This is a genomic window from Corynebacterium glyciniphilum AJ 3170, from assembly GCF_007673095.1.
Lineage (GTDB): Bacteria > Actinomycetota > Actinomycetes > Mycobacteriales > Mycobacteriaceae > Corynebacterium.
Genome location: NZ_VDYZ01000005.1, coordinates 95,521 through 111,982, shown reverse-complemented (window position 1 = coordinate 111,982; position 16,462 = coordinate 95,521). Strand labels below are relative to the sequence as shown.

Sequence of the window (16,462 nt, the reverse complement as noted above, 5' to 3'; positions counted from 1 at the left end):
GAAGTGGGGGCATGAGCAACCGGCAGTCCAGCAACACCAGCAACACCAGCTACACCGTCAACGTCGTGAAAGAGGACCGTGACAACCTCGACGCCCGCGACGTCTCAGACGACACCATCGACGTCGAAGCGGCGGGCACGGCCTGGTGCGCCGCCGTGGTGGGCGTGGACGGTGCCGTCGTCTGGGGAGATGACTTCGAGGACCTCGAGACCGCCGTCCGCGCGAAGCTCGCTGAACTCGTCGGTGGACACGCTGACGACGAGCCCGAGCTCACCTGGCAGATCGACAGCGGCACGGCGGCGTCCCGTCAGGTGCCGTTGAACCCGATGTGACGACAGCGAGTACACGCATGGATCCTGCGACGATCACCCTGGCCGTGCAGCTGCCGACGACGCCGACCCGGGCGTTCCGCGCGCTGACACGCTCGTCACAGCTGCGTCGTTGGTTCGGCGACGTCCTCGACTACGACCGCTCACTGCTCGTGTTCGGTGCCGGCCGACAGCTCACCTTCATCTCGGACGGGACGATCGGACAGGGTCAGGTGACCGTGTTCCGCCCTCCGTCGGTACTGGAGTACAGCTGGAACAACGAGACCCTCCGCTTCGACCTCGACTCCGAAGGGGAGGAAACCTCGTTGACCTTCACCACCACGATTCACGGTGCCGAATCCGCGACCATCGCCGATGCCGCACGACCCGACTGGGAGGACGCGCTGGAACGCCTGCGCACCATGTTCACGGCCCCTGCCGACGCCGGAGGAGTTGAATGACCGAGCACCCCACCCCGGACGACCGCCTGACCGAGCGCTACGGACAACCGCAACCCTGGTCCCCGACCGAGTGGAATGACACCCTGGAGACCATCACCGCACACCGCTCGGTGCGCCTGTGGCAGGACAGGGAGGTTGACGACACCGTGCTGTCGACGGTCCTGGCCGCCGCGCAGTCCGCGCCGTCCTCGTCGAACAAGCAGACCGTGTCAGTGGTCGTCGTGCGCGACCGCGCGGTGAAGGAGGAGCTGGCGGGCATCGGCAAGCGGATGTCGTCGCATGTCGCCACTGCGCCGGTTCTTCTGCTGTGGCTGGTGGACTTCTCCCAGATCCGCTTCCACGCCGCGCAGGCGGAGCAGGCCGCCGAGACCGGGACGCCCGGTGACGCCACGGAGATCCACGGCGTGTCCTCCCTGCCACCCCACGACCTCGGGTCGCTGGACTACCTAGATGAGCCCGTGACCTCCGTGCTGGACATCGGGATCGCCTCGCAGACCGCCGCGGTCGCCGCCGAGTCCCTGGGACTGGGCACGGTGTACCTCGGCTCGATGCGCAATGACATCGGCGCGGTCCAGGAGATCCTCGGCATTCCGCAGGACGTCGTGCCGTTCCTCGGTCTGGCGCTGGGCTACGGCGATCCGGAGGAGAATGCCGGGGTGAAACCTCGCCTGCCGATGGAGCTGGTCGTCCACCATGACCGGTACAACGCGCGGTCTGACGAGGCCGGTGCACAGGAACGGGCCCGGTTGCTCGCCGACTACGATGAGGCGCTCGCCGGCTACTTCGCCCGCTACGGGCAGCATCCGAGGTGGTCCGACCAGACCCTGCACCGAGTGTCGCAGAAGGCCGCGACGAAGACGAAACGCCACCTGATCCGCGAGTTCCTGGAGAAGGCGGGGTTCGGGCTGAAGTGACGCTCCCGCCATCGAGGTCGGCATCAGCATCGACGTAGCAACCCCACAGGGCGGTCGTGCCAACCTGTGGGGTTGCTAGGCTGCGGAACCATGGCCCGCGACAACCATTCCGACAGGAAGAACGACCTCAGGACTACCCTCATCGACCTCGACGGCTCCGGGTACGGCGGATACAAGCGTCTCCGGGGCACGCACCGGGTCGCCACGCCCGACGGCACGCCGGTGACGCTGTCGGTGGACAAGGTGCAGTCAGACCCGTTCGCACCACCGTCGCTGGTGCAGGTCAGCGTTCCGTTCTCTGAGACAGGCATAGCGGACTTCCCGGACTTCCCGGACATCCCGGTGCGCGACCACCTGACGCGCCGCATCGCTTCCTCCCTGCGCGAGCACAATCCGTCCGGCGGTAAAGGTTCCGGTTTCCTCGCCGTGGATGCACCGGGGCAGCAGGTCCTGGACCGCAGCAGCGTGGTCATCTCCGTACCGGACGACCGGGTGACCGTCCGGCTCGAGGTCGCCCTGCCCGCACAAGGACGGCGGATCCGGGGACGGGCTGCGGCGTCACTGCTCTGCGAGGTACTGCCCACCGTGGTGCAGGACGCCCTGCTCGACCTGGACACTGACGCGCTCGAGGCGGTGGAACTCGCGCACGAGACCTACCTGGACCAGGAGTTCCTGCGCGCGTCGCTGGATCAGCTGGGGCTTGTCGGTTTCGTGGCCGACGGTTCCGTCCTGCCCCGGGCGGCCGGCAACTCCCAACTCCCCCTCACCGGGGCCGTGCCCTTCTCCTCCCCGGAGTCTCTGCGGCACAGCGTGACACTGCCATCGGGCCGCACCGTCACCGGCCTCGGTGTGCCGAAAGGTGTCACCCTCATCGTCGGTGGCGGCTACCACGGAAAATCGACCCTGCTCAACACACTGGAACTCGGCATCTACAACCACGTTCCAGGCGACGGCCGGGACTTCGCCGTCACCGACGCCGATGCCGTCTCGTTGCGGGCGGAGGACGGACGTGCCGTCACCGACGTGGACATCTCCCCGTTTCTGCATGATCTCCCCGGCGCGGGAAAGACCCCGGACACCCGGTGCTTCTCCACGACGAACGCCTCGGGCTCCACATCCCAGGCCGCCGGACTGGTCGAGGCACTGGATTCCGGGGCGACGTCGCTGCTGATCGACGAGGACACCTCGGCGACGAACTTCATGATCCGCGACGACCGGATGCGCGCTCTCGTGCCGTCGGCGAAGGAACCGATCACCCCTCTGGTGGACCGGGTCCGCTCGCTGTGGGAGGAACACGGGGTGTCGACCGTGCTGGTGGCCGGCGGGTCGGGCATGTTCGTCGACGTCGCGGACACGGTTATCATGCTCGACAACTACCGTCCCGTCGATGTCACACACCGGGCACGGGAGCTCGCTGAACCTGCTGCGGGCGACGCGATGGAGTTGCCGACGCAGCGGACTCCGGGGCGCACATCGTTCTCGTCACCGGGACGCGGCGGCAAGGGGCCGCGTCCCCCGCAGGCGAAGGGCCTGCACAGTATTCGCGTGGGCGAGGACTTCATCGACCTGTCCGCCTGGTCTCAGTTGGTCGACCCGTCCCAGACGAACGCCGTCGCTGCCGCCCTGGGGGCGTTGGACCTGGACGGTTCCTCCCCGCTGTCTGTGCTTGTCGATGCTGTCGTCGACCGTGTCGGCCGCGACGGCCTGGACACGCTCTCCGCCCACGGCGCAGGTCGGCATCCCGGGCGCCTGGCCGGTGTACGCCGCCATGAGATCGCCGCCGCGGTCAACCGGTACCGGGGGCTCAGGAGACGGAAGTAGGCACCTCTCCCGGTACGCTCACAGGTACTGGCGCGTACCTGGAATGGTGCACATTTCCCGCCGGTACTCCCGGACGGGGCCGGGCCTGTGCCGTTAGGATGACATCCATGACGACTCCGGCACAGATCCGTAAGGCAGCCCTCGCCCTCCCTGATGTCGTGGAGGTCGAAAAAGGGGTGTTCGAGGTCTGCGGCGTGCCTTTCGCCACGGTGACTCCGGAGAAGATCCTCCGTGTCCCGGAGCAGGATGACGTCGCTTTGGACGAGGTCAACGGCATGCAGTCCAATGCGTTGGTACGGCAGGCATGGTTCGCTGCGGCACCTGAGGCCCTGGCCGACCGGCTGCACGCCGCCGACGCCGCGGTCGCCGGACAGGTGGGTGATCTTCCGAAGAGCATCGGAACGCCGGCGACCAGGGCACTTGTCCAAAGGGCGATCACCTGTCTGGCGGACCTGGAGGGTGTCACGGAGGACGAACTGGCGTCCTGGCACGGCGTCGGGCCTAAGGCTGTACGGATCCTGGGGGAGTCGCGATGACGACGTCGTCCGGGCCGTAGCAGATCTCACCCGCGTCGAGATCGGCGGCGCGTCCCGCTGTGGGACTCGAGCAGTCCCATTCCCCTACTCGCATCGCCAGGGTGTTGCCACCGCCCTCGGAATCACGTCGCTCACGGTACTCGTCGACAACCGCCTGGGCGTCCAGGCAGGACACGGATCCTTCCCGGATCTCCACCAGGGTGTTCCCCGATGCCGCCCCGCAGGTGGTGCCGGCCGAGACCAGTTCATCTGTCTCCGAGTAGTCACCGTCGACACCTGCAGGGCGCTCCGGAGTCTCAGTCGCAGAGGCCTCAGAGGTCTCAGAGGCATTCACACGGTACTCGTGATCCAGGACGTCCCCGGTGAGAGTCATCGTGCTGTCGTCCCCGCTGATGTCCAGGGTTGTCTCGCCGACGGCACAACTCAGTTCAGCGTCCTCGCTCATCTCGCAGGAGACATCCCCCACGGTGACCCGCTGGCCAGGCTCCAGGGCGGCGGGAGCGGGCGACGCTCCTTCGACCATCGTGTAGGTGATCCCGTCGGCGGTGATCCTCGCCGCACCGGGACGTTGCTGCTCGAACGGCGGTACCTCGATGTCCGGGGCATCATCCGGCACGCCTCCGGTACAGGTCACCGCAGCTTCCGTGTCGATGATGCAGATGCCTGTCCCCTCGTCACCGGTACGGTAGTCGAACGATGCCGTCCCGCTCCGCTCGAAGGCAGCCGGATCGACATCCTCAGACCCCTCAGCCTGCTCCGCGAAAGTCGGTGTCGGCGCATCCTCATCTCCGGAAGAACAACCGGCGATGAGGAAAACCCCTGCCGTCGCGACAGACAATGTCCTGATTCCCTGAATTCTCCTCACAGGAATCTGTCTACCAGGCTGGCGTAGGCCCTGACCGTCAAATCCAGGTCCTCGAGAGGGAGGTGCTCGTCATGGGTATGCAGCTGGGCGTTGACCTCGGCGAGCGTCCGGTCACGGGCATTCAGGGCGAAACCGTAGCCCACCCCTCCCAACCGTCGACCGAAGCGCAGGTCAGAACCACCCGCCGCGAGAACAGGGACGACCTGGGCATCAGGAAAAAACTCCCCGACGGTGTCCTCGATCGTCCGGTAGAGCCGGGAGTCGGTCGTCGAGACTTCTGCGGGCTCCGAGATCAGACGTTCAATCTCCACCTCCCCGGCAATGTCACCGAGAGCGTCACGCAGCACGGCGTCGACATCGGCATCGGTCTGGCCCGGCAGCGGGCGGATGTCGAGCTCCAGGTAGGCGCTGGACGGCAGGACGTTGATCGCCTGCCCGGCGCGCAGCACGGTCGGCGCGATGGTCAGGTGTGACACCGCGTCGGCGTAGCGCGCGAGTTCACCGAACTCCAGGTACGCGTCATCGTCCGCACCTGTGAGCAGGGCGTCGTTGATGGACTGGTCGAAACGGAACGCCTCGACGAATCCCCGCCAGAGCGGGTCGCCCGAGACCACGGGACGGTGGGCGGCGATGCGTCGGGCCACCTCCGCGATCCCTGCCACAGTGAAGTCCCTGCCGAAGGGCTGGGATCCGTGCCCGGCGTCGCCGCTGACATGCAGCCGACGCTGGGCCGCACCTTTCTCACCGACGACCACGACAACGGCATCCGATCCGTCGGAGACGGGCAAATGTGAGCCTCCGGTCTCGGAAATGCAGTTGCGCCAGCTGAACAGGTCGGGGTGTTCCTCGGAGAGCCATTTCGCTCCGAGGCCGCCGCGGGCCTCTTCATCGGCGACACCGACGAAGGTCAACGTCCCGCGGGGTGGGGTCCCCGATGCTGCGGCGCGGGCGACCTCGCGGGTGACCACGGCCATGGGGGCGGTGAGTCCCAGCATGTCGACGGTGCCCCGACCGTAGATCCTGTCGTCGATGACGTCTGCTCCGAAAGGGTCGACGGTCCACCTGGCGTGGTCGACGGGGACGACGTCGGTGTGCCCGAGGAACGTGAGCGGCTCGGCCTCGGGATCACTGCCCTCGACGGTCACGATGATGCTGGTACGTCCCGGGCGGGGTTCCAGACGGGTGATCGTCACCGCGTCACGGACGGCGGGGTCTGCGGTGAAGAAGTCCTCGAGGGTGTCGGCGTTACGCACCTCCTGACCGGAGTCCGGGGTGAGGTCGTTGACGCACGCGTTGCGGACCAGCGTCTGCAGCAGCTCCAGGGACTCGGTGAAGAGTTCTGTTCTGGTCCCGTTGCCGGTCACTTCAACGCCTCCGGAACGAACCAGTAGTCGTCTTCGCCGCGATCCTCCAGGTAGTCGGCGAACTCGTCGGACCGGTACGCCTCGGCGACCGCGTCGGCCCACTCGGAGTCTGCGTCCTCGCTGCGGACCACCGCGACGAGTTCAAGTTCGGGCAGCAGTTCCTCCTGGAACAGCTGCAGCTCCGGGTCCACGCCGGACGCGTAGGCCATGGAGCCTGGGATCACGGCCCAGTCCACGTCGTCGAGCCCGCGGGAGATGAACGCCGAATCAAGAGTGCTGATGTCCAGGTCGTGCGGGTTGTCCGCGATGTCCTCCGCACTGAGTTCGGTCTCGTCGGCGTCGTCGTTGAGCGTCAACCAGCCTGCCTGGGCGAGGATGCGGTACGCACGGGAGGCGTTCGACGGGTCCTCCGGGATCGAGACGGTCTGCCCGTCGGCGATGTCGTCGAGACTGTCGTGGTTTGACGAGTACAGTCCGGCGGGAACGGTCGGGACCGGCGTGATCGACGTCAGGTCCGCCCCTGCATCCCGGTTGAAGGCCTCCATGTAGGCGGTGTGCTGGTCGACGTTGAGGTCCACGCTGCCCTCCTGCAGCGCGATGTCCGCCTGCTGCAGCTCCGTGAAGTCGTCGAAGGTGACCTCGTATCCGTCCTCCTCGAGGATCGGTACGACCCCTTCCCGGAGCAGCTCGCTGTAGGGCCCGGGGGATGTGCCGACGCGAATGGTGCCTTCCTCCTGCTGGGCGCCGTCGTCGGCGCACGCGGCGAGACCGACTGCCAGGCCGGTGGCGACGGTGGCGGCGCCCGCGGTCCGCAGAACGCGTCGGACGGTGGTGGTGTGACTGATCATGGTGGCCTCCTCGTTGTGGTGGAACGTCATACCCACACCACACTAGACCACTTGGTCTATACCTCTGTCGCCGGGGGTCTGTCGCCGACACGCACACGCGTCTACGGTGGAGATCATGAACGGTGTCGCGGCCGTGGATTTCGAGCTCGCCCGCCAGGTGCTTCAGCGGGGCATCGCGGTGCTCTTCCTGCTCGGGTTCCTGTCCACGCTCAATCAGTTCCGACCGCTGGCGGGTGAACGCGGGCTGCTGCCCGCTCCCGATCTCCTCGACAGAGCTGCCACAGTGGAACGTGAGCGCGGTGGCCCCGTGCTGCGTCCGACACTGTTCCGCCACGTGCGCTACACCGACCGCCGGCTGAGCCTGTTGTGCTGGGCCGGCATGACCGTGGCGTTCCTCCTGGTCGTGGGAATACCGCAGCTCGGTCCCCCGTGGGTTCCGATGCTGTGTTTCCTGGCCCTGTGGTTCGGCTACATGTCGGTGACCAGCATCGGCCGCACCTTCTACGGATTCGGCTGGGAGATGCTGCTGTGCGAGGCCGGTTTCCTCGCCGCATTCCTCGGGTCGAATTCACAGCCGCCGACGACAGTGACGATCGTGCTGATGATGTGGCTGGTGTTCCGGTTGGAGTTCGGTGCCGGGATGATCAAGATCCGGGGAGGCCGGGAGTGGCGTGATCTCACCGCCCTGATGTACCACCACGAGACCCAGCCGATGCCCGGCCCCTTGAGCAGGACCGCACACCTGATGCCGTCCTGGTTCCACCGGGGTGAGGTCATCGGCAACCACGTGACACAGCTGGGTGTGACGTGGCTGCTGTTCATCCCGTTGCTCGGGCTGGTGGTCGATTCCCCCTGGCCCCTGCTGGTCGGGGCAGGTGCCGCCGCGTTGATGATCGTGACACAGCTGTGGCTGGTGGTCACCGGGAACTTCGCCTGGCTGAACTGGGCCACGGTGGTGCTGGCGTTCTCCGCGGTCGGTGTCCCCGCCTCAGGACGGTCCGACACCGGCATCCCCACCTACTGGATCGTGGTGACCTCAGCGGTGTTCGTGCTCTATGCGGTTCTCAGCTGGCCGGCGGCGCGCAACCTGTTCTCGGAGCACCAGGTGATGAACGGTTCCTTCAACCGGTGGCAGCTCGCCAACGCCTACGGCGCATTCGGCACGGTGACGAGCACGCGCACCGAGTACGTCATCGAAGGCAGCGACGACGGGACGTCCTGGCAGGAGTACGGGTTCCGGGGGAAGCCGGGTGACGTCCGCCGGCGCCCGCCGCAGATCGCCCCGTACCATCTCCGGTTGGACTGGATGATGTGGTTCCTGCCGTTGGGCGGGGTCGACCGGTGGTTCGTGGTACTGCTGCACCGCCTGCTGGAGGCGGACGCCCCGACGCTGAAACTACTCGCACACGACCCCTTCCACGGTGCCCGCCCGACGGCGGTGCGGGTGGTGTCCTACCGTTACCGGTTCTCCACCCGCGACGAATTCGCCGCCACCGGGGGCCGATGGGTCCGGGACCGACGGTCCGTCCTGATCCCTCCGATGACTCGCAACTCACCCTGACATCCCGGGTGCGCCCGTGCGAGTGGTCAGCTGCCGACCCCCGTACATGCCGGGGACGTCGCCGCCGCCGCGACCAGCCCTGCCGACAGGCCGTTGATGTAGCGGGCCTTCTCCGCACCGGTGAGCCCCTCCGCTCCTCCCCCGGTGGCACTGCCGAACTCGTTGTAGATCCACGGCATGTCCGCGATCAGCGAGATCACCGGGATATTCCCCTCCCACAACGGGTCGCGCCCGGCGAAAGAGTTGTCACGCACCGGCACCTCCCCACCTTCGAGCATCGACCGTGCACCGGCCACGACACCGGACAACCGCTGTGATTCCGCAGCCACCCCCGGGTTGTCGAAGCTCACGGTTCGGTGCCCTCCAGCGCCATCCGTCCCCGCGCGGTACGCGCCCTGGCGTTGCGGGAAGACCGCCGACTGGTCAGCACCGGGGGTCGTGTGGACGGACACCCCCATGAACGCACCGGCACCGGACGCCCGGTCGACACGCTCACGGTAGGTCACGTCCTCGTCCACGGAGGTCTTCACTACCTCGGTGCCGATCCCGGCGAGCGCGAGCCGCGATTCGACGGCACGCGTGATCTCCAGAGCATCAGCATCCTCACCCCCGTTGGGGTAGTCGATCATGCGGACACCGGTGACGGGGTCGAATTCGTCGGTGTCTTCTCCGTTGTGGCCGGGATCCAGGGCAACAACGCACCGTGGAGCTGCACCGCCGGTCACCGACGATCCCGGCAGGGAGGACTGTGCCTGGGCGGTCGCCACGGTTCCGGCGGCCACACCGGCGACGGCAACGAGAGCCGCAGAGAGGGCGCGGCGGGCATGGTCACCCGAGGAAGAAGACTGCATGGAGGAAAGTATAACTCACAGGTAAATCTGGATCTCCGCTCAGGCCGGCCCGTCAGCTGTACCCGGCTGCTGTACCTGGCCCCTGGCGAAGGCCTGTTCGATGATCTCGAGCACCCGGACGGAGTCCGCCGGATCGACCGGCATGGGGCCGGTACCGTGGATGGCCGCCGCGAGGCCACGGTAGAAGTCGGAGTAGTCGCCCACCAGCGTCTCCACCTGCCGGGACCGCTCCCCGTCACTCACCGTGCCCCAGTTCTCCGACGGCGTCGTCCCGTAGCCGGGGTCCCCGGGACGCACACCGTCCTTCAACGCCTGTTCCTGCCCGTCGATCCCCCAGCTCGTGTACCCCGCCTCCGATCCGACGACCTGGAAACGCGGCCCCGGGTTCGGACGCACTGCGCTCATCCACAGGTGGGAACGCACACCGGAGTCATGATGAAGGGCGAGGAACACGTCGTCCTCAGAATTGGTCTGGCTGCGACGCCGGTCGATCTCGACGTGCATGTCGAACTCACCGTCATGCGTCGCCACGGGTCCGAACAGCTGGAGGGCCTGGTCGATGACGTGTGATCCGAGGTCGTAGAGCACCCCTGCACCGTCCGCAGGGGTGCCGGCGGTCTTCCAGGAGTCCCGTGGGTCGGGCTGCCATTTCTCGAAGCGGGACTCGAAGCGCCTCACCTCGCCGAGTTCGCCGGTGTCGACGAGTGAACGCACGGTCCGGAAGTCGCCGTCCCACCGCCGGTTCTGGAAGACGGTGAGGCAGCGGCCCGCCTGTTCCGCACGCGCGATGAGGTCACGGCCCTCCTCCGCGGTGGGCACGAACGGCTTGTCTGTCAGGACGTGCAGACCGGCGTCGAGGGCGGCGCCAGCCAATGTCGCGTGGGTCGCTCCGGGCGTGCCGATCACGACGAGATCGAACTCGTCGGCGCGGGCCCACACCTCCTCTGCGGAATCGAGCAGCTGGACGTCCGGGTACTCCCGTAGCGCATCTGCACGGCGCTGCTCGTCGGTGGTGACCACCGCTGCGAGCTCGAAGGCGGGATCGGCGGCGATAAAAGGCGCATGGAAGACGCGCCCGGACAGGCCGAAACCGAGGACGACGGTGCGAATCGGTGTGGTGTGTGGGATGTTCATGTCTCCCTTCTACACGAAGACGGAGATCAGCAGTGCCATGAGCAGACCGAAGACCGACACCAGTGTCTGCACCGTCATGTGGGTCTTGGTGGCCTGGCCGAGCGTCATGCCGAAGGACTCCTTGACGAACCAGAATCCGGCGTGGTTGACCCAGTTCAGGCCCACGGAACCGGAACCGATGGCGATGACCACCAGCGACACGTACGCCGACGGCATACCGACAACCAGCGGGGCGAGAATTCCGGTCGCGCTGACGATTCCCACGGTGGCCGAACCGGTACAGAACGACAGGATCAGCCCGATCAGCCAGCCGAGCAGGATGAGGTTCATGTCGAACCCGGAGACCACGTCGACGATGGCGTCGTTGATGTCCGAGGTCTTCAGCACGGAGTTGAACATGCCGCCACCGGCGATGATCAGGGCGACGCCAGCGACTGACCCGAGGGAACTGCCGAAGGACTTCTTCACGTCCGCGCCACTCATCTTCGCGGAGAAGCTCAGCACGATCGCAGCGAACAGGACGCCGATGAACATGGCGATGACAGGTTCACCGAGCAACGCCGCCGGGGTCTTCAGCGCCGACTCCGGCGCGACGAGGTCGACGACGGTCTCGAAAAGCATGAGAACGACCGGCACGAGGACGCACACGAACGCCAACCAGGTGGGGACAGGGCGCAGGATGTTGCCGGACTCCTCCCCGCGACGCGGTTCCTCCGCCGCAGGCGAACCGTTGATCCCGTCTGAGGTACCGGCTCCGGCATTCACGGACGATTCAGCCGCGAGATCCGTGGGTGTCGTGCCGGTGTACTGGCGCACCAGCTTGTCCTCCGGCTCCAGGGAGATCCGCGGCGCGATGAAGTGACCGTAGACCGGACCGGAGAGGATCACGGCGGGGACGGCGCACAGGAGGCCGAGCCCGATGGTCAGGCCGATATTGGCGTCGAGACCGTTGACCGCGATCGTCGGCCCGGGGTGCGGTGGCAGCATGCCGTGCAGGCAACTCAAGGCGGCGATGGCCGGGATGAGGATCTTCAGGTACCAGGTTTTCGGGCGACCGGCGGCGACATCGAGACGCAGCGCGACACCGTAGATCACGGGCATCAGCACCACCAGACCGACCTCGAAGAACATCGGGATACCGATGAGGAAGGCCACCGCGGTCATCACCCAGGGCGCGGTGCGTGGTGAACTGTGCTCGACGACGAGATCAGCGATGCGCCCGACCGCACCGGAATCGGCGAGCAGGCGCCCGAGCATCGCGCCGAGGAAGACGACGAGCCCCGTCTCCCCCAAAGTGCCTCCGGCACCGTCGATGAGGGTCTCAGGGATGTCCGCCATCGGCAACCCCGCCGCGACAGCGGCGAAGAAGGAGACGACAGTAAGCGCCAGGAAAGGGTGGAGTTTCGTGCGCCAGTTGATCAGGAAGATCAGCAGGATGATCGAAACTGCCAGAACCCCAACCAGATAAGTTGGTGAATCATACATGGAGGGCCAGGATACTCCCCGCATCCGGTGACCACCGACACCGCTTCCCCCGTCCGACCACTCAATCCTGCGCTGGTAGGGTCGCACGGTGTTCAGCGACACCACCGCCACCGAACGGAGATCCACGTCGTGGCCACTCGAAGCCCGAAACCCGCACCCCCCAGGATCAGCGTCCTGACATTACCCGAACTCACTGATGCCGACGGTGCCGGTATCCGCGCCGGCGGACACCATGAAGCATTGCGCTACACGGACACGGACCTCGGCGACAGCAACCTGACAGCCGCGAACTTCGTTGAGTGTGAGTTCCTCGGTCTGGAGACGGGGGAGGCTCAACTCCAGGCGGCGCGGTTCAGTGAATGCCGCCTGGACCGACTCACCGCACCGAATTTCTCTGCGGCCCGAAGCGGGTGGAATGACGTGCACATCACCGCCTCGCGCTTGGGCGCGGTGGAACTGTTCGACTCTGACCTGCATTCCGTGCACATCGCCGACAGCAAACTGATGTTCGTCAATCTCCGGTCGGCACGGCTGCGGGATGTCACATTCTCCGGCTGCGCCATCGACGAACTTGATCTCACCGACGCCGACGCCGACCGTGTCTCCTTCCATGACTGCACGGTGCAGACCCTACGACTCGACCACGCCAGGCTGAAGAACACGGACCTGCGCGGGCTGGGCCTCAGCGCGATCGGGGGTATGGACTCGATGCGAGGCACCGTCATCTCGACGTCCCAGGCGATCGACCTGGCCAGTTCTTTCGCACGGCACCTCGGGGTGGCGGTCGTCGACTAGGAATCGAGCCTTCCCCCTCAGCAACCTGATCTCATCCACACCCAGCCGGCCGGGTTCAGCCGGATCGGCGAGCGGAAGCCAGCACACGCGAACCGCCTGCTGAACACCCGGCCCCACAGCGGTACTAGAGATTAAGGATCACTCACCCCCGCGGCATCCTACCGTTAATGTGCCCGTCTGCCCCGAGCTGTGCGAGGACCGCCGCGATTTCCCGTGGAGTCACCCGGCAGCACCCGCCGAGCACCCGGACGCCTGTCTCAAGGAAAGCCGGCACCGATTCCAGTAGGCCGGGCCCACCACCGGAGTCCCGCGGTACCCACACGCGGTTCACATGGTCCCAGCGTTCGCCGCTGTTCGGGTAGGCGATCAGCGGCAGATCCGTGAACTCGGCGAGCCTCCGGACACCTGCCAGGACGTCGCCGGCGGCGCCACAGTTCACACCGACCGCCTGGATCGCGGTCGACGCGGACGCGATTGCCGCGACATCCTTCAGGTCCGTCCCGTCGCTCATCAGACCATCACTCCCGGGCGTGACGGTGAGGCTCAACCAGGCCGGACGCCCGACACGATCCAGTTCCCCGGCGAGTGCTTCGACCTCCCGGATGGACGGAACAGTTTCGGCGAGCAGGACGTCCGCCTCCGTGTCCGCCAGAATCTCGATGCGCCGACGGTGCCACGCCGCCAACTCCCTGACGGACAGTCCGTATGCCCCGTCGTACTCCGTCCCCTGGCCGGGGCCGGCACCGTACGGGCCGACCGACGCCGCGATGAGTCGGTCGTGCTGAGCAGCGTCGACCGCGAGACGGACGCTGTCCCGCAGCAACGACTCCGCGACATCCTCGGCTTCTGAGGCGGCGACCCCGGCGGCGACAAGACCGTCCACGGTCACTTCATAGGAGCACGTCGTGGCCACGTCGGCACCGGCATCGAAGAAGTCACGGTGAGCGGCGACAATCTCGGCGGGGTCGTCCCGCAGGATCTGCGCCGACCAGAGCGAACCGGTGATGTCGTTACCTCTGTCGGCCAGGCGGGTACCGAGGCCACCGTCGAGAATCGTGATGGGAAGATCGGAGTCTGTCATCCGGACCACTGTAGACCTGTCAGTACAGTGTCTGCCATGACACCACCCACCGAAACCGTCGGACATTCCGAACCGCCGGAAAACTCCTCGCTGCAACGCACCATGGCCTCGCGCCACCTGGTGATGATCGCCCTCGGTGGGGTGATCGGATCCGGACTTTTCGTGTCCTCCGGTTACACCATCGAGCAGGCCGGCCCCCTCGGCGCGGTGCTCGCCTACGGAATCGGAGCCCTGGTCGCGTGGTTGGTGATGACCTGCCTCGGCGAGTTGGCCGTGGTCTATCCGGTGTCCGGAGGATTCCACGTCTACGCCAGCAGGAACCTGGGGCCGGCCTGGGGGTTCACCACCGCATGGTTGTACTGGTTGTGCTGGGCCGTGGCGCTGGGCAGCGAGTTCACCGCCATCGGGATCCTGATGCAGCGGTGGTTCCCCGACATCCCGGTGTGGGTCTGGTGCGCGGTGTTCGCGACAGTGCTGTTCACGCTCAACGCAATCTCCTCCCGTGTCTTCGGTGAGTCCGAGTTCTGGCTCTCACTGGTCAAGGTGGTCGCCGTGGTCGCGCTGATCGTCGTCGGTGCCGCGTCCATCATCGGGATCAACCCGTTGACGGACGACGGTGCCATCGGTCTCGGCAACTTCGACACGCCCGACGGCCTGCTGCCGACCGGCATCGGCGGGATTCTCATCACCACGTTGGCGGTCTTCTACGCCTTCTCCGGCACGGAACTGATCGGCGTCGCCGCCGGCGAAACGAAAGACCCCGAGAAGACGATCCCGCGGGCGATCCGCACCGCGGTCCTGCGCCTGACCGTCTTCTTCATCGGCGCGATCGCCGTCATCGCCGCGATCATCCCCTATTCCTCCGCCGGGCTGGACGAGAGTCCCTTCGTCACCGTCTTCGATGTCGTCGGGTTGCCCGGTATGGCCGACGTGATGAACTTCGTGATCATCACCGCGCTGTTGTCCGCGGGCAATTCGGGGTTGTTCTCCTGCACCCGGATGCTGCACTCGCTGGCGTCCGAGGGACAGGCGCCGAAGGCACTAGCCCGGACGACGGAACGTGGCATTCCGATGCTCGCGCTGTGCGTGTCGATGCTCGGTGGGCTCGCCTCCCTGCTGTCCAGCGTGGTGGCCCCGGGAAGCCTCTTCCTGGCACTGGTGTCGGTCGCCGGATTCGCGGTGGTGGCGGTGTGGATCGCCATCGCCGCATCCCAGATCGCCTTCCGGCGGCGCTTCACCGCGGCAGAGGGACGGGTCGAAGACCTGGCCTACCATTCACCTCTGTTTCCCTGGGTGCCTGGAGCCGCACTGGCCCTGTTGGTCGTCTCCCTGGTGGGAGTGGGGTTCGACCCGTCGCAGCGCGCATCCCTGTATTTCGGTGTGCCGTTCACAGTGGCGTGCCTGGCGTACTACCGGTTGCGGCACGGTCCGGGAGTGTTTCGGCCGGGAACGTGACGGTAACGAACGGGCTTGTGCTGACCGGTTGTGGCACTGCGGCTCATATCCCCGCTGGCGCGGGACGCTCATTCCACCAAGTGTTCCTGTTATCGGTGACGCGGGCTCACCCCGCCTTGCGGGAATGGAGCCATGCACACTGCTTATGTAGCGCGATGTGCTCTGACTCTTCCTGCGCCAGCAGGGGTTCAAGTCATTTGCAACGTTCCGCTTACGGGGCTCATCTGTGGATTTCCAAAGAAACCTGCAGCGCCCACTGGAGGCCAGAACCAAGTCGTATCTAAAATGGACATCGGCTCCGCAAACCTGCAGTACATCGAGTGTGCTCCCCGCGCCAGCGGGGATGAGCCCCTTCGCGTCCTGAGAACTACGGGTCTGCTCTAGTGCTCCCCGCGCCAGCGGGGATGAGCCTCTGGGGTACGGCGTCATCGAGTGGATGGAACAGTGCTCCCCGCGCCAGCGGGGATGAGCCCACTCCACCGGATGATCTGCGACGTGCAGCTACGTGCTCCCCGCGCCAGCGGGGATGAGCCCAGCATCCACGCCCGCGAGTGATGCTCTTCGTCGTGCTCCCCGCGCCAGCGGGGATGAGCCCCTCCGATACGACACCAGGGCAGGCAACATTGCGTGCTCCCCGCGCCAGCGGGGATGAGCCCACGACGCAGTGGCAGCCAGCAATGGCGGGGATGTGCTCCCCGCGCCAGCGGGGATGAGCCGAACCCGATGACCTGACGGAGTTGGCGGCTACGGTGCTCCCCGCGCCAGCGGGGATGAGCCCTCCTCGTCGTCTACTTCCGGTTGGGGGAAGTAGTGCTCCCCGCGCCAGCGGGGATGAGCCGATCTCCGGCGACTTACCGCCCACGGTGACGGTGTGCTCCCCGCGCCAGCGGGGATGAGCCCTGCGACTCATCGATGAGCTTGCGCCACGTCAGGTGCTCCCCGCGCCAGCGGGGATGAGCCGGTGAGCACCTTCTTAGCCTCGT

Annotated in this window: 15 protein-coding genes and 1 CRISPR repeat array (1 of these 16 cut by a window edge); of the genes, 8 read left to right on the top strand and 7 right to left on the bottom strand. The window is 66.5% G+C overall.

Going from position 1 to position 16,462, the window contains the following annotated elements; all coding sequences use genetic code 11:
- Positions 1-11: 11 nt before the first annotated feature.
- The 5 genes from FS507_RS06330 to FS507_RS06310 all read left to right on the top strand — a co-directional run bounded on the left by FS507_RS06330 (position 12) and on the right by FS507_RS06310 (position 4,040).
- Positions 12-332 (top strand): hypothetical protein, encoded by a 321-nt coding sequence (locus FS507_RS06330; protein ID WP_145941954.1) that lies wholly within the window; start codon positions 12-14, stop codon positions 330-332.
- Positions 329-769, top strand: a complete 441-nt coding sequence (locus FS507_RS06325; RefSeq protein ID WP_145941953.1) for an SRPBCC domain-containing protein — start codon at positions 329-331, stop codon at positions 767-769. Before FS507_RS06330 ends, FS507_RS06325 begins: the two co-directional genes overlap by 4 nt.
- Positions 766-1,683, top strand: a complete 918-nt coding sequence (locus tag FS507_RS06320; RefSeq protein ID WP_145941952.1) for a nitroreductase family protein — start codon at positions 766-768, stop codon at positions 1,681-1,683. The genes FS507_RS06325 and FS507_RS06320 overlap by 4 nt, the downstream gene beginning before the upstream one ends.
- A 90-nt stretch (positions 1,684-1,773) precedes the next feature.
- Positions 1,774-3,504, top strand: coding sequence for an ABC-ATPase domain-containing protein (locus tag FS507_RS06315; protein ID WP_145941951.1), 1,731 nt, complete (start codon positions 1,774-1,776; stop codon positions 3,502-3,504).
- A 107-nt stretch (positions 3,505-3,611) separates the two neighbouring features.
- Positions 3,612-4,040: a hypothetical protein gene (locus tag FS507_RS06310; RefSeq protein WP_145941950.1), complete on the top strand. Its 429-nt coding sequence runs from the start codon at positions 3,612-3,614 to the stop codon at positions 4,038-4,040.
- On the opposite strand, the gene FS507_RS06305 is transcribed toward FS507_RS06310, so the two are convergent.
- Genes FS507_RS06305 through FS507_RS06295 form a run of 3 tightly spaced genes read right to left on the bottom strand, consistent with a single transcriptional unit; the run spans position 4,006 to position 7,117 of the window.
- Positions 4,006-4,905: a hypothetical protein gene (locus FS507_RS06305; RefSeq protein ID WP_145941949.1), complete on the bottom strand. Its 900-nt coding sequence runs from the start codon at positions 4,903-4,905 to the stop codon at positions 4,006-4,008. The two genes, FS507_RS06310 and FS507_RS06305, sit on opposite strands and share 35 nt — an antisense overlap.
- On the bottom strand, positions 4,902-6,269 hold the full coding sequence (locus FS507_RS06300) for a M20/M25/M40 family metallo-hydrolase (RefSeq protein WP_145941948.1): 1,368 nt from the start codon (positions 6,267-6,269) through the stop codon (positions 4,902-4,904). Before FS507_RS06300 ends, FS507_RS06305 begins: the two co-directional genes overlap by 4 nt.
- Entirely contained in the window at positions 6,266-7,117 is an 852-nt protein-coding gene (locus tag FS507_RS06295; protein ID WP_145941947.1) for a MetQ/NlpA family ABC transporter substrate-binding protein, read from the bottom strand. Before FS507_RS06295 ends, FS507_RS06300 begins: the two co-directional genes overlap by 4 nt.
- A 115-nt stretch (positions 7,118-7,232) precedes the next feature.
- Between FS507_RS06295 and FS507_RS06290 the strand changes: the two genes are divergently transcribed.
- Positions 7,233-8,678 (top strand): lipase maturation factor family protein, encoded by a 1,446-nt coding sequence (locus FS507_RS06290; protein ID WP_145941946.1) that lies wholly within the window; start codon positions 7,233-7,235, stop codon positions 8,676-8,678.
- Between the two features lie 26 nt (positions 8,679-8,704).
- Here the strand turns inward: FS507_RS06290 and FS507_RS06285 are convergent, their stop codons facing one another.
- Genes FS507_RS06285 through FS507_RS06275 form a run of 3 tightly spaced genes read right to left on the bottom strand, consistent with a single transcriptional unit; the run spans position 8,705 to position 12,148 of the window.
- The gene (locus tag FS507_RS06285; protein ID WP_145941945.1) at positions 8,705-9,529 is read right to left on the bottom strand and encodes an N-acetylmuramoyl-L-alanine amidase; all 825 of its coding nucleotides are present in this window, start codon (positions 9,527-9,529) and stop codon (positions 8,705-8,707) included.
- 39 nt (positions 9,530-9,568) lie between these two features.
- Positions 9,569-10,663: a Gfo/Idh/MocA family protein gene (locus tag FS507_RS06280; RefSeq protein ID WP_145941944.1), complete on the bottom strand. Its 1,095-nt coding sequence runs from the start codon at positions 10,661-10,663 to the stop codon at positions 9,569-9,571.
- Positions 10,664-10,672: 9 nt separating this feature from the next.
- Positions 10,673-12,148, bottom strand: a complete 1,476-nt coding sequence (locus tag FS507_RS06275; RefSeq protein WP_145941943.1) for a GntP family permease — start codon at positions 12,146-12,148, stop codon at positions 10,673-10,675.
- A 129-nt stretch (positions 12,149-12,277) separates the two neighbouring features.
- Here FS507_RS06275 and FS507_RS06270 point away from each other — a divergent pair, with 129 nt between their 5' ends.
- Positions 12,278-12,943, top strand: coding sequence for a pentapeptide repeat-containing protein (locus FS507_RS06270; protein ID WP_260853191.1), 666 nt, complete (start codon positions 12,278-12,280; stop codon positions 12,941-12,943).
- A gap of 142 nt (positions 12,944-13,085) precedes the next feature.
- On the opposite strand, the gene mmuM is transcribed toward FS507_RS06270, so the two are convergent.
- Positions 13,086-14,024, bottom strand: coding sequence for a homocysteine S-methyltransferase (gene mmuM, locus FS507_RS06265; RefSeq protein ID WP_145941942.1), 939 nt, complete (start codon positions 14,022-14,024; stop codon positions 13,086-13,088).
- 36 nt (positions 14,025-14,060) lie between these two features.
- Between mmuM and FS507_RS06260 the strand changes: the two genes are divergently transcribed.
- Positions 14,061-15,479 (top strand): amino acid permease, encoded by a 1,419-nt coding sequence (locus FS507_RS06260; RefSeq protein ID WP_222121393.1) that lies wholly within the window; start codon positions 14,061-14,063, stop codon positions 15,477-15,479.
- Positions 15,480-15,801: 322 nt separating this feature from the next.
- A CRISPR array of direct repeats spans positions 15,802-16,462; the repeat unit is 28 nt; unit sequence GTGCTCCCCGCGCCAGCGGGGATGAGCC (it continues 162 nt past the right edge of the window).

Coding starts and splice junctions, on each gene's coding strand:
- FS507_RS06285 (WP_145941945.1), bottom strand. CDS start 9,529: ATGCAGTCTTCTTCCTCGGGTGACCATGCCCGCCGCGCCCTCTCTGCG.
- FS507_RS06315 (WP_145941951.1), top strand. CDS start 1,774: ATGGCCCGCGACAACCATTCCGACAGGAAGAACGACCTCAGGACTACC.
- FS507_RS06290 (WP_145941946.1), top strand. CDS start 7,233: ATGAACGGTGTCGCGGCCGTGGATTTCGAGCTCGCCCGCCAGGTGCTT.
- mmuM (WP_145941942.1), bottom strand. CDS start 14,024: ATGACAGACTCCGATCTTCCCATCACGATTCTCGACGGTGGCCTCGGT.
- FS507_RS06310 (WP_145941950.1), top strand. CDS start 3,612: ATGACGACTCCGGCACAGATCCGTAAGGCAGCCCTCGCCCTCCCTGAT.
- FS507_RS06275 (WP_145941943.1), bottom strand. CDS start 12,148: ATGTATGATTCACCAACTTATCTGGTTGGGGTTCTGGCAGTTTCGATC.
- FS507_RS06295 (WP_145941947.1), bottom strand. CDS start 7,117: ATGATCAGTCACACCACCACCGTCCGACGCGTTCTGCGGACCGCGGGC.
- FS507_RS06320 (WP_145941952.1), top strand. CDS start 766: ATGACCGAGCACCCCACCCCGGACGACCGCCTGACCGAGCGCTACGGA.
- FS507_RS06280 (WP_145941944.1), bottom strand. CDS start 10,663: ATGAACATCCCACACACCACACCGATTCGCACCGTCGTCCTCGGTTTC.
- FS507_RS06330 (WP_145941954.1), top strand. CDS start 12: ATGAGCAACCGGCAGTCCAGCAACACCAGCAACACCAGCTACACCGTC.
- FS507_RS06260 (WP_222121393.1), top strand. CDS start 14,061: ATGACACCACCCACCGAAACCGTCGGACATTCCGAACCGCCGGAAAAC.